Source organism: Rhodococcus sp. 7Tela_A2 (assembly GCF_049311045.1).
Lineage (GTDB): Bacteria > Actinomycetota > Actinomycetes > Mycobacteriales > Mycobacteriaceae > Rhodococcus.
This window is the reverse complement of the sequence record NZ_JAXION010000123.1, coordinates 1-12,303: the sequence shown is the minus strand read 5'-3', so window position 1 is coordinate 12,303 and position 12,303 is coordinate 1. Positions and strand designations below refer to the sequence as shown.

Annotated in this window: 10 protein-coding genes; 2 read left to right on the top strand and 8 right to left on the bottom strand. The window is 68.4% G+C overall.

Annotated elements, in window-relative coordinates; all coding sequences use genetic code 11:
• Window positions 1-806: alpha/beta-hydrolase family protein (locus tag TVH25_RS18235; RefSeq protein WP_422425101.1), on the top strand; the 806-nt coding region annotated here is incomplete at its 5' end.
• Window positions 807-859: 53 nt separating this feature from the next.
• On the opposite strand, the gene gatA is transcribed toward TVH25_RS18235, so the two are convergent.
• Together gatA and gatC are read right to left on the bottom strand one after the other, a co-directional pair.
• Window positions 860-2,335 (bottom strand): Asp-tRNA(Asn)/Glu-tRNA(Gln) amidotransferase subunit GatA, encoded by a 1,476-nt coding sequence (gatA, locus tag TVH25_RS18230; RefSeq protein WP_169619648.1) that lies wholly within the window; start codon window positions 2,333-2,335, stop codon window positions 860-862.
• Window positions 2,332-2,631, bottom strand: a complete 300-nt coding sequence (gene gatC, locus TVH25_RS18225; protein ID WP_169619649.1) for an Asp-tRNA(Asn)/Glu-tRNA(Gln) amidotransferase subunit GatC — start codon at window positions 2,629-2,631, stop codon at window positions 2,332-2,334. Before gatC ends, gatA begins: the two co-directional genes overlap by 4 nt.
• A gap of 312 nt (window positions 2,632-2,943) precedes the next feature.
• Here gatC and TVH25_RS18220 point away from each other — a divergent pair, with 312 nt between their 5' ends.
• The gene (locus tag TVH25_RS18220; RefSeq protein WP_422425100.1) at window positions 2,944-3,594 is read left to right on the top strand and encodes an amino acid-binding protein; all 651 of its coding nucleotides are present in this window, start codon (window positions 2,944-2,946) and stop codon (window positions 3,592-3,594) included.
• A 44-nt stretch (window positions 3,595-3,638) separates the two neighbouring features.
• On the opposite strand, the gene TVH25_RS18215 is transcribed toward TVH25_RS18220, so the two are convergent.
• The 6 genes from TVH25_RS18215 to TVH25_RS18190 all read right to left on the bottom strand — a co-directional run bounded on the left by TVH25_RS18215 (window position 3,639) and on the right by TVH25_RS18190 (window position 12,137).
• Window positions 3,639-5,624 carry a YhgE/Pip family protein gene (locus TVH25_RS18215; RefSeq protein WP_422425099.1) on the bottom strand — a complete coding sequence of 662 codons (1,986 nt, stop codon included), beginning with the start codon at window positions 5,622-5,624 and terminating at the stop codon, window positions 3,639-3,641.
• A gap of 2 nt (window positions 5,625-5,626) precedes the next feature.
• The gene (locus TVH25_RS18210; RefSeq protein WP_422425097.1) at window positions 5,627-6,355 is read right to left on the bottom strand and encodes a hypothetical protein; all 729 of its coding nucleotides are present in this window, start codon (window positions 6,353-6,355) and stop codon (window positions 5,627-5,629) included.
• A gap of 252 nt (window positions 6,356-6,607) precedes the next feature.
• The gene (gene ligA / locus TVH25_RS18205) at window positions 6,608-8,695 is read right to left on the bottom strand and encodes an NAD-dependent DNA ligase LigA (RefSeq protein ID WP_422425095.1); all 2,088 of its coding nucleotides are present in this window, start codon (window positions 8,693-8,695) and stop codon (window positions 6,608-6,610) included.
• Window positions 8,696-8,785: 90 nt separating this feature from the next.
• Window positions 8,786-9,814 carry a methionine synthase gene (locus TVH25_RS18200; protein WP_422425094.1) on the bottom strand — a complete coding sequence of 343 codons (1,029 nt, stop codon included), beginning with the start codon at window positions 9,812-9,814 and terminating at the stop codon, window positions 8,786-8,788.
• Window positions 9,811-10,905: a tRNA 2-thiouridine(34) synthase MnmA gene (gene mnmA, locus TVH25_RS18195; protein WP_169619653.1), complete on the bottom strand. Its 1,095-nt coding sequence runs from the start codon at window positions 10,903-10,905 to the stop codon at window positions 9,811-9,813. Before mnmA ends, TVH25_RS18200 begins: the two co-directional genes overlap by 4 nt.
• On the bottom strand, window positions 10,902-12,137 hold the full coding sequence (locus TVH25_RS18190) for a cysteine desulfurase family protein (RefSeq protein WP_169651744.1): 1,236 nt from the start codon (window positions 12,135-12,137) through the stop codon (window positions 10,902-10,904). The genes mnmA and TVH25_RS18190 overlap by 4 nt, the downstream gene beginning before the upstream one ends.
• Window positions 12,138-12,303 lie beyond the last annotated feature (166 nt).

Here is a 12,303-nt window from a genome sequence, read left to right as displayed (position 1 = left end):
CCCCGGACCCCACTTCCCTGTCGCCTCTTCCGTCCGCCGCGGGGCTCGCGGGATCGAAGGATTCCCTCGTCGGATGGGACACTCTCGGACGTGAGGGGCAGCGTTTCGTGTCCCTCGCCTCCGCCGGATCCGCTGTCCGCACCTACGTGGGTCTGGAGTCCGCCCCGGACGTCCCGGAGCGTGCGGCACTGGCCGTCCGGGAACTGGAACGGGCCGGCGGATTCGACCGCGCGCATCTCGTGCTCGCGGTACCCACGGGGTCGGGGTGGGTGGACGCGCACGCCGTCGAAGGCTTCGAAGCACGCTGGGGAACCGATGTCGCGATCGTCGCTCAGCAGTACTCGGACGCCCCGAGTTGGATGACCTTCCTCACCGATCGTGACGCAGCCGCCGAATCGGCCCGCACACTGACCTCTGCCGTGCGCGCCCACGTCGACGGCATGCCGGCGTCCCACCGCCCCGAGGTGCACGTGTACGGGCAGAGTCTCGGCGCGTCCGGTGCCGCCGCGGCGTTCCCCGATGCCGAACCGGGGTCGTGCGACACGGTGCTGTCGGGTCCACCCGCCGGGATGAGCCCTCCGGGAGGAACCGTCCTGGCGAACAGTTCGGATCCGGTGGTGTGGTGGCAGCCTTCGCTGCTCTGGTCGCCTCCGGACCTGTCCCATGCGCGGGTGGATGCCCCCGTCCCGCCGTGGTTACCGGTGATCACCTTCGCGCAGACGACCGTGGACCTGCTCACCTCCCTCGACGGTGCGCCCGGCCACGGTCACCGGTACGGACAGGATCAGGCGCAGTGCACTCCGTGATCGAGCGGCGACACGGAACGAGCCGCGCCCCCTCGACGGCGACGCGGGGACGCTCAGGCCACGATCGGGCCCCGGGCAGCCTCGTATGCCGCACCCACGCGGTAGAGGCGCTCGTCTGCCATCGCCGGAGCCATGATCTGCAGGCCGACCGGAAGCCCGTCGTCCGCGGACAAGCCCGACGGCACCGACATCGCGCAGTGACCGGCGAGGTTCGTCGGCAGCGTGCACAGATCGGACAGGTACATCGCGAGCGGATCGTCGACCTTCTCGCCCAGCTTCCACGGAGTGAACGGGCTCGTCGGGGAGACCAGCACGTCGACCTGCTCGTACGCCTTGTCGAAGTCCTGCGCGATGAGACGACGCACCTTCAGGGCCTGGCCGTAGTAGGCCTCGTAGTAGCCGGACGAGAGAGCGTAGGTACCGATCATGATGCGGCGCTTGACTTCTTTGCCGAAGCCCGCGGCGCGGGTGGCCGCCATCACCTGATCGGCGCTCATCGTGCCGTCGTCGACCCGCATGCCGTAACGCATCGCGTCGAAGCGAGCGAGGTTGGACGACACCTCGGACGGGAGGATGAGGTAGTAGGACGCGAGCGCGTACTCGAAGTGCGGGCACGAGACCTCGACCACCTCGGCGCCGAGCTTGGTCAGAGTCTCGACTGCCGCGTCGAACGAGGCGATCACGCCGGGGTTGTAGCTGTCGGAATGGAGTTCCTTGACCACACCCACCCGCAGACCGGTCAGGTCGCCGGATGCACCCTGACGGGCAGCGTCCACCACCGGGCGCACCGGGGCGTTCACGGAGGTGGAGTCGCGCGGGTCGTAACCGGCGATCACCTCGTGCAGCAAGGCGGTATCGAGGACTGTGCGGCCACACGGCCCACCCTGGTCGAGCGACGATGCGCACGCCACCAGTCCGTACCGGGACACGGTGCCGTACGTGGGCTTGGTGCCGACCGTTGCCGTCACCGCGGCGGGCTGGCGGATGGATCCACCTGTGTCCGTGCCGATCGCGAGGGGCGCCTGGTAGGACGCGAGCGCGGCCGCGGAGCCGCCGCCCGATCCGCCCGGGATGCGATCGGTGTCCCACGGGTTGCGGGTGGGGCCGTACGCGGAGTTCTCGGTCGACGAGCCCATGGCGAACTCGTCCATGTTCGTCTTGCCGAGGATCGGGACGCCCGCCTGCCGCAGCTTGGTGGTCAGCGTCGCGTCGTACGGCGACACCCAGCCCTCGAGGATCTTCGACCCGCACGTCGTCGGCATGTCGGTGGTCGTGAACACGTCCTTCAGCGCGATCGGCACGCCCGCGAGCGAGGACGCCGGCGTCTCGCCTGCGGCCACGGCGCGGTCGACCTCACGCGCAGCGTCGAGCGCCTGCTCTCCGGCCACGTGCAGAAACGCGTTGTAGCCGCCGTCGACCGCTCCGATGCGGTCCAGGTGCGCCTGGGTCACCTCGACGGACGACAGGTCACCGGCGTGGATCCGCGAGGCGAGCGTCGCGGCGTCGAGCCGTGTCAAATCGGTGCTCATTCGCCCTCCCCCAAGATCTGCGGGACGGAGAACCGTCCTTCCTCGACGAGGGGTGCACCCGACAGCGCCTGCTCGGGCGACAGTCCGGGAATCACCTCGTCCGGCCGTGTCACGTTGGTGACGGCGTTCGGGTTCGCCATCGGCGCGACATCGTCCGCGGCCACCTCCGACACCGCCTTGACATGGTTGAGGATCGAATCAAGCTGGCCGGAGAACTCGTCGAGTTCGGCGTCGGTCAGCGCGAGCCGGGACAACCGGGCGAGGTGCGCGACCTCGTCACGGGAGATGTCAGGCACCGTAGGTGGCCCCTTTCCGATGGGAATTGAACTTCCTGTCCAGGGTAGTGCGTGCCCGATACGGTCGTGCAGTCGGTTCGATCACCCCCCGTGCGCCCCGTTCGCCGTCGCGCTGTTTCGTTCGTACAAAGGAATTGTTGCGTTCTTGTGAATCGGATGGCCGCGACCGGGCATTTTCGGGTGAGGATCGCCGAAACCGGTGATGGGCGGTCACAATCGGCGTGCGGCGGGTGGAAAGATGTGCCCCACCGGGGTGCACTGCGATCCCGGGCCGGCGTACGGGGCGCCGGCATCCTCTGGGAAGGGACGTACGTGTCATATCTCTTGCGTGTCCGGCTACCCGATCGTCCCGGTAGCCTCGGCGCGCTCGCCTTGGCTCTCGGTTCTGTCGGAGCGGACATCCTCTCGCTCGATGTCGTGGAACGCGGCACGGACTACGCGATCGACGATCTCGTGGTCGATGTCGATCCGGGCAAACTGCCCGACACCCTCCTGACCGCCGCGGAGTCGCTCGACGGTGTGACGGTCGATTCCATCCGGCCGTACGCGGGCATTCTGGACACCCACCGGGAACTCGAGTTGATCGATCACGTCGCCGCGGCCCGGGACGACCGGCTCCAGGTTCTCGTCGACGGTGCCCCGCGTGTGCTGCGGGTCGGATGGGCGACGGTGCTCGGAATCGGTACACACGGCATCTACCGCATCGCCGGAAGCGCGGGAGCCCCCGAGACGCACCTGGCCGACGTTCCGTGGATGCCTCTGGCGAAATCGACGCTGCTCGACCACGAAGCGGACTGGGTTCCCGGCCTGTGGCGCGACATGAACACGATGCTGGCCGCCGCCCCGCTGGGAGCGCCCGATCGAGTGCTCGTGCTGGGCCGGCCCGGTGGACCGGAGTTCCGTCCGTCGGAGATCGCCCGGATCGGCTATCTCGCGGGCATCATCGGCACCGTTCTCGTCTAACCCGCGGCAGCGTTACTCGGGCCCCTCCGCCCACAGTTCGGGTGTCAGACCTCCACCGGCGGATACAGCCGCTGCATGGTGTACCGCCGGTTTCGTCTCACCGCCAGGGCGCTTGCGGTGAGGGACACCAGCAGGAGCCCGACCAGGACTGCCACGGCCACCCACAGGCGCGAGTCGACCTGTTCGGCGACCGTGAGCTGCCGCAACCCCTCGACGGTGTAGGACATCGGGTCGAAGGGATGGATGTACTGGAACGGTTTCGCAGTCGTCGGTACCGGATAGATGCCACCTGCCGAGACCAGTTGCAGCATCAGGAATGCGAGGGTGACGACCCGCCCGACGGCCGTCCCGAAGACCGCGTTGAATGCTTGGATCATGGCGAGGTACGTCGCCGCGATGAGTATCAGGAACAAGATCGTGCCGGCGAGGTGCTTGACGTCGAGACCCACGCCGAAATGCACCACCGCGTACATGACCAGCGCCTGCAGGATACCGACGAGCAGCGCCGGCCAGTACGACGCGAAGACCGTGCGGTACAACCCGACTCCTCCGACCGTCGGCCGGGATTGCAAGGGTGTCAAGAGCATCCACGTGATGATGCCGCCGACGAACAGTGCCAGTGAGAGGAAGAAGGGAGCGAACCCGGTGCCGAACGTCGACGCGAGGTTGTTGTAGTCCTGCTTCAACGCCACCGGTGACGCCAGGGTGTCGGCAGTCGCGGTGCGCTGCTGGTCCGACCAGCTCGGGACCTCGCCTGCGCCCTGCGACAGCTGCTGGGCCAGTTCGTCCGAGCCCGATTGCAACTGTTCCATTCCCGACGACAACTGACCGGCACCGTCGGCGAGCCGGAAACTCCCGTCCGTCAGCTCGATCAGCCCCGAGTTCAGCGTCCCCGCGCCCGAACTCAATTCGTCCACCCCGTTGCGCAACTGCTCCACATCCGACGCCAGATCGCCGCTCTGCAGCAATGCCAGCCCGCTCTGGAGGGGACTGTTCGGGTCGAGCAGTTCGTACTCGACGGCCTGGGCTTCGCCCTGCAGACGCACGATTTCCGCGCGCAACGCTTCCGCGTCTGTCTGCACCTGCTGCGCTGCGAGCGGGCCCAGCACGGCAAGGGCTTGCTGGGCAAGCGGATCGTTGCTCTGCCCCAGCACGTCGACGACCGTTTGCAGCGCCGACCCCGCCGCGGCTTCCACCGGCTGGGGCACCCGGCTTTCCAGTGCGATGAGCGATTGCCTCAGTTGCGTCACCCGGTCGGCGATATCGGTCGGTGCGCCGCTGTCGAGGAAGCCCAGCAGCGGATCGGCGACGCCGTCCACGGCGGTGGCGAGTTCGTTCGCGCCGGTGGCCAGCCGGGCCGATCCGTCACGGGCGGTGACGAGGTTGTCGGCGAGTTCGCGCGACCCCGAGGTGAGCTGGTCTGCTCCGCTCTTGGCCGTGTCGATCCCGTTCGCGAGTGTGCCGGCGCCGTCCGCTGCCTTCTTCAGCCCCGAACCCGCGCTTTCGAGCCCGGTGAGTATCTGTCCGACGCCCTCCGCGCCGATGGTGGCGTTGATCTGGTTGAGCACCTGTTCGGAGGCGTCCTGCGCGATGATCGTGGCGAGATAGTTGTTGGCGTCGTTGAAGGTGAACACCAGGTTCGCCTTCTCCGGATTGTCCCCGCTGGGGGATTCCACTGCCTCCGTGAAGTTCTCGGGGATGGTCACGGTGTAGTAGTACTTACCGCTCGCGAGACCGGCAGTCGCCTCGCTCTCCGGCACCTCGATCAGATCCAGCTTTCCCGAGTCGAGCAGCGATTTGACGACTTGATCGCCGGCATCGACCTGTTGGCCGGTCGAGGAACGTCCGGTGTCGTTGTTGACGATCGCCGCGGGGATCTTGTCGACCGCACCGAACGGATTCCAGAACGCCCACAGGTACATCGCGCCGTAGAGCAACGGCATCAGAATGATGGTGACGAGCGCGACACGCGGCATCGTGCCGCGAAAGTACCGTGTGATGTCGCTCCCCAGCGAAAACGCAGCCAGCATCGCTACCCCGTCTCGGTCATGACGCCGATGTCGCCCGGCCCCAGAAGATCGTGCAAGTCCACCAGGGTCCGCACCGCGGCCCCGGGAGGAATCGGATTCACGTCGGCGGTGATCACCGATTGCGTCTCGCCCAGTGCGATCAGCCTCTCGAGAAGAACCGCGCGCTCGGCGTCGTCGGCGATCCGGTCGAGCCGCCCGACCACCAGCAGCGGCGGGCGCCGGGTGTTCGCGACCGCGATACGCAACAGCATCTGCTGAAGTTCCGGCAGGTCGTCGATGAAAGCCCGCAGGTGCGGGAGTTCGACGTCGCCGAACACCTCCTCGCACATGTCCGCGACTCCGCGTTCGTCGACCCGTGGCACGAGCCGGTACCAGGGCGAATCCCACCGCTTCTGTTCGGTGACGAGATCGCGCACGGTGACCGAGGGCGGCACCTCGTCGAGTTCGTTCATGCACGCGATCGTGGAATGAGCGAACACCTTTCTCGGGTTCTCGTATCCGAGGACGGTGAGCGAACCGCCGGTCAGGCGCATCCGTCCGCACAACGCCATCATCAGCGCGGTGCGCGCCGCCCCGGCCGGTGCCGCGAGCACGGAGACTCCACCTTCGTCGATATCGAGATCGAGCGGACCGAACACGTGTCCCCACGGCCCGTCCAGTTCGATGCTCCGTGCCGAAACGAGCGTTCCCGGAACCGGCGCCCACGACGCCCTGGGGTCCGTCACAGACATTTCGACCATCTCCACCCCACGTCTCCGGCGTCGGAACATCAACGCCTTCGCCTCGGAGCCCGTCGCGCGGACCGATCCGACTCGCAACAGGACGACCACCGAAGGACACGTTCACAGCACGTTCTTCCGATCATGCCGTTGTTCACGGCGACCGAGAGGCGCTTTCCGAGATGTGTCAGGAGATAGGAGCGAGCACCCGGCACCGACGAGGCGAACGCGGGCGCGCCGCCGGGTGGATGCCCGTCGGGGGCGTTACCCCACCTCGCGCACGGCGTCGGGGCCTTGGTCGAGCAGGATTCTGAACGCGTCCTCGTCTATCACGGGCACGCCGAGATCGGTCGCCTTGTCGGCCTTGGTGCCGGGGTTGTCGCCCACCACCACGAACGCGGTCTTCTTCGATACCGAACCGGCGGCCTTGCCGCCTCGCGCCAGAATGGCTTCCTTCGCCTGATCGCGCGAGAACCCCGCGAGCGTGCCGGTGACCACGATGGACAGACCCTCGAGTGTGCGTGCGATCGACTCGTCGCGTTCGTCCTCCATACGCACCCCGGCAGCGGCCCACTTGTCGACGATGGCGGCGTGCCAGTCCAGCGTGAACCACTCGACCACGGCGGCGGCGATCGTGGGACCCACGCCTTCGACGGCGGCGAGTTCCTCGAGGGACGCCGCCCGGATCCGGTCCAGGCTGCCGAACTCCGTCGCGAGAGCGCGTGCCGCCGTGGGACCGACGTGCCGGATCGACAGCGCGACCAGGACGCGCCACAGCGGCTGTTCTTTCGCATTGTCCAGGTTCTGCAGCAAACGCTCGCTGTTCTTCGACAGCGCGCCTTTCGACGTGAGAAAGAACGGCGCCTTCCGGAGGTCGTCCTCGGTCAGCGAGAACAGATCGCCCTCGTCGGAGATCACGTTCGCTTCGAGCAGGGCCGTCGCCGCCTCGTATCCCAGTGCCTCGATGTCGAACGCACCGCGTCCGGCGACGTGGAAGACCCGTTCGCGCAACTGTGCCGGGCAGTTCCGCGAATTCGGGCAACGCAGGTCGACGTCGGCTTCCTTCGCGGGCGCGAGTGGGGTCCCGCACTCGGGGCATACGTTCGGCATCACGAATTCACGTTCCGTGCCGTCGCGCAGGTCGACGACGGGTCCGAGGACCTCGGGGATGACGTCGCCGGCTTTCCGGATCACCACGGTGTCGCCGATGAGCACGCCCTTACGCACCACTTCGGACGCGTTGTGCAGCGTCGCGAGCGAGACGGTGGATCCGGCGACGGTGACCGGTTCCATGTACGCGAACGGCGTGACCCGGCCGGTGCGTCCGACACTCACCCGGATGTCGAGCAGTCTGGTGGTCACTTCCTCGGGCGGGTACTTGTAGGCGATCGCCCAGCGCGGGGCACGCGAGGTGGCACCGAGCCGGCGGTGCAGGCCCATGTCGTCGATCTTCACGACCAGGCCGTCGAGTTCGTGCTCGATGTCGTGACGGTGTTCGCCCCAGTACCGCATGCGCTCGACGACGGCGTCCGCTCCCCGGACGCGGAGGGTGTGCGGCGAGACCGGCAGACCCCACGCGGCGAACGCGTCGTACGCCTGCGACTGCGATCGCGGCGAGAACCCCTCGATGCGGCCGTACCCGTGGCAGTACATGCGCAGCCGGCGCTGCGCGGTGACCGCGGGATTCTTCTGTCGCAGCGACCCTGCCGCCGAGTTCCGCGGATTCGCGAACGGCGGTTTTCCGGCGGCGACGAGACCGGCGTTGAGGTTCTGGAAGTCTTCGAGACGGAAGAACACCTCGCCCCGTACCTCGAGCAGCGTCGGGATCGGGTATTCCTCGGTGGCGGTGAGCTTTTCGGGCACCTCGTCGATCGTGCGCGCGTTGAGCGTGACGTCTTCACCGGTACGGCCGTCGCCGCGGGTCGCGGCGCGCACGAGTCGGCCGTTCTCGTACACCAGGCTCAGCGCCACACCGTCGATCTTCACCTCGCACAGGTAATCCGGGTGTGTCCCGGTCTCGGTCTCCGCGCGCGCGAGCCATGCCCGCAGCTCGTCCTCGTCGAAAACGTTGTCGAGGCTGAGCATCGGCTCGAGGTGGCTGACAGCGGTGAAATCGGTGGCGAACCCTCCGCCGACGAGCTGGGTCGGTGAGTCCGGGGTGCGCAGCTCCGTGTACTGCTCCTCGAGCGCCTGGAGTTCGCCGAGCAGTGCGTCGAACTGACCGTCGGAGATGATCGGCGCGTCGCGCACGTAGTAGCGGAACTGGTGCTCCCGTACCTGCTCGGCAAGATCCTGCCAGCGCTCGCGCGCCTCGGGAGGAGCGGTGGCAGGCGCGTCCGTCGGTTCACTCACAGGTCACAAGACTAGTCGAGGACCCCGACAACTCCGCAGCGATCCGATCGCACCGGACCGGGTCCGGCGGCGTCGGCCGGACCCCTTTCGTCAGAGCGTCTCGGGGTCCTCCGAGAGCGCTGCCGAGATGTCGCGCGCCGACTTCAGTGCCTGCCGCGCCCAGTGCGGGTCCGCCGAGGCGAGCCCGCACGTCGGGGCCACGGACACCGACCGCAACGCGGTACGGGGGAAGCCGAGACGGTCGAAGAGTTCCACGGCAGGTGCCGCCTGCTCCCGCCAGCTGGGCACGGGGTTGGGAGCGGTGGTCGGAACCAGCCCGAGGACGAGCGCGGTACCGGAATCGAACAGTTCACCGATGCCGTCCAGATCGGCCCGCGACACCCTCGTGAGATCGAACGCGACGGCCTCTGCGGCGCTGCGGCGCAACAGGTCGGCGGGCAGGCTGCCGGCGCAGCAGTGCACCGCGACGGACAGTCCGGTGCCGCGGATCGTCGTATCCAGGACGTCGAGCGCCTCGGGTTCGGGCCATGCCGGAACCGTCTCGAGGATCGTCCTGCCCTCCAATGTCCCGGCGAGGACATCGGGAAGCGCGGGTTCGTCGAGTTGCACGACGACCTGCACGCCGAGTCTGCGGTGCAGTTCGGCGGCGTGCCGCGCAATTCCCTCCGCCAGCGACTCGGACAGTTCGCGCACCGCCCCGCGGTCGAGCAGGACGCGACGGCCCGTGGCGAGTTCCAGATGAGCAGCCAGCGTCAGCGGACCGGCCGACTGCACCTTGACCGTGCGATCCGGCCCCGCACCGGCGCGTTCCCACGCTTCCTCGAGCGCGTCGAGGTCCTGCCGGAGCAGATCTTCGGCGCGCGCGGCGATCGTGCCGCGCCGGGAGACCAATCGGTAACCGGTAGTCGATGCGTCGAGATGGAGGTCGACGAGCAGCGCGCTCGCCCGCCCGATCGTGTCCGAACCCAGACCTCTGTCCGGAAGTTCCACGAGATGCGGAAGCTCGGCGAGTTCCCCGACCACCACAGCCGCCGCTTCGCGCGCGTCGGTGCCCGGCCACGAACCCACTCCGGTGGCGATCCCGGACCAGATCCCCCGAGCCGGGTCTCGGGTCGTCACATGCCCTCGGCTACGGGCCGTGCGACCGCGATCGTGCCGCTGCCGAGAACGATGTCTCCGGCCGGGTCCGGCCGGTACAGCACCGCGGCCTGACCGGCGGCGACGCCCGTGAGCGGTTCCCGCAGAGAGATCTCGATGCCCGAACCGGCCGCCTCGGCGACCGCCGGGGCGATCCCGCCGTGCGCGCGGACCTGCACGACGCATTCGACGGGGCCGTCGGGTGCGCTACCCGAGGTCCATACGGCACGTTCCGCATGGATGAAGTCGACCTTGAGGCGTTCGGCGCTGCCGACACGGACGGTGCCCGTCTCGGGTTCGATCGCGGTGACGTACCGCGGACCGCCGTCGGCGCCCGGACCGGAGATTCCGAGTCCCTTGCGCTGACCGATCGTGAAGCCGTGGACGCCCTCGTGCTCGGCGAGGACCTCCCCCGAATCGTCGTCGACGACCGCGCCGGGCCGCACCCCGATGCGCGCGCCGAGGAAGGCCCGGGTGTCACCGGAGGGAATGAAGCAGATGTCGTGGCTGTCCGGCTTGTTCGCCACCGCGAGACCGCGCTCGGCGGCTTCGGCGCGGATCAGGTCCTTGGGTGTGTCCCCGATCGGGAACATCGCCCGCGACAACTGTTCCGCGGTCAGCACTGCCAATACGTAGGACTGGTCCTTGTCGGCGTCGACCGCGCGTCGCAGCACCCCGTCCTGCAACCGCGCGTAGTGGCCGGTCGCGACCGCGTCGAAGCCCAGGGCCACCGCGCGGTCGGCCAGCGCGGAGAACTTGATCTTCTCGTTGCACCGCAGGCACGGATTGGGGGTCTGACCCGCCGCGTAGGCCTCCACGAAGTCGTCGATCACGTCTTCTTTGAAGCGGTCGGCGAAATCCCATATGTAGAAAGGGATTCCGAGCATGTCGGCGGCGCGGCGGGCATCGCCGGCATCCTCTTTCGAACAACAACCACGCGAACCGGTGCGCAGGGTGCCGGGAGCAGACGACAACGCCAGATGCACCCCCACCACGTCGTGTCCGGCATCGACAGCGCGGGCCGCGGCAACCGCCGAGTCCACACCGCCGCTCATAGCCGCAAGAATCCTCATCTCCGGTCACCTCCTCGTCCACCAGCGCTCGCCATACCGGCGGCACGTGCCCGCTCCACCACGCGCGGCAGAGCGTCGATCAGTACATCGATGTCGTCTCGGGTCGTGGTGTGCCCCAACGAGAATCGCAACGACCCGCGGGCGGTCGCGGGGTCGGATCCCATCGCGACCAGCACGTGGCTGGGCCGCGCCACGCCTGCCGTGCACGCCGACCCGGTAGAGCATTCGATCCCGGCCGCATCGAGCAGCATCAGCAGCGAATCCCCCTCACAGCCGGGGAACGTCATGTGCGCATTGTTGGGAAGCCGCCCCGCGCCGCGGGGTCCGTTGAGGATCACATCGGGGATCACCGCTTCGACACCGTCGACCAGACGATCGCGCAGGACGGCGAGTTCGGCGGTCCGGGCCGGAAGGTCGCGGGTGACCTCCCGGAGCGCAGCGGCCATGCCGACGATCGACGCGGTGTCCTGGGTCCCCGACCGGATGTCCCGTTCGTGTCCTCCGCCGTGCGCGAGCGGAACGCAGGGCACCTGGCGTCCGAGCAGGAGCGCACCGACACCCTGGGGGCCGCCGAACTTGTGAGCGGCGAGGGTGAGCGCCGACAGCCCGCTCGCCGCGAAATCGACGGGCAGATGCGCGACGGCTTGCACCGCGTCGCTGTGCATCGGCACACCGAACTCGGCCGCGACGGCAGCGAGTTCGGCGATCGGCATCACGGTGCCGACTTCGTTGTTGGCCCACATGATCGTGACGAGGGCGACCTCGTCCGGATGAGCGGCGAGCGCCTCGCGCAGAACTGCCGGCTCGACCCGCCCGACCGCGTCCACCGGCAGCCAGGTCACCACGGCACCCTCGTGGTCGGCCAGCCACTCGACGGCGTCGAGCACGGCGTGGTGTTCCACGGCGCTCGCGATGATCCGGCGGCGCCGCGGGTCCTGGGCGCGCCGGCCCCAGTAGATGCCCTTGACCGCGAGGTTGTCGCCTTCGGTGCCGCCGGAGACGAAGATCACTTCGGAGGGTCGCGCACCGAGTTCGGCGGCGATCGATTCGCGGGCTTCTTCTATCCTGCGGCGTGCCGCGCGTCCCGAACCGTGCAGGGACGAGGCATTGCCGGTGGTTGCGAACACCCCGGTCATCGCGTCGATCGCCGCGGTCAGCATCGGCGTGGTCGCGGCGTGATCGAGGTAGACAGTTTTCGGGGTACCGGAGGATCCGGTGGCGGGCGAGGTCATGACCGATCCAGGATAGCGGGTGGCTCGGGGTGCCCGTCGCGCTCACCGCTTCCACGGGAGCACATGCGGCAAGGGTCACGTTCCGGCGTGCGGACGAGCCGGACATCTCGCCCACCGGGACTGCCCCCGCGCGAGCGCGGCCCCGCTCCGGATTCCGGAACGGGGC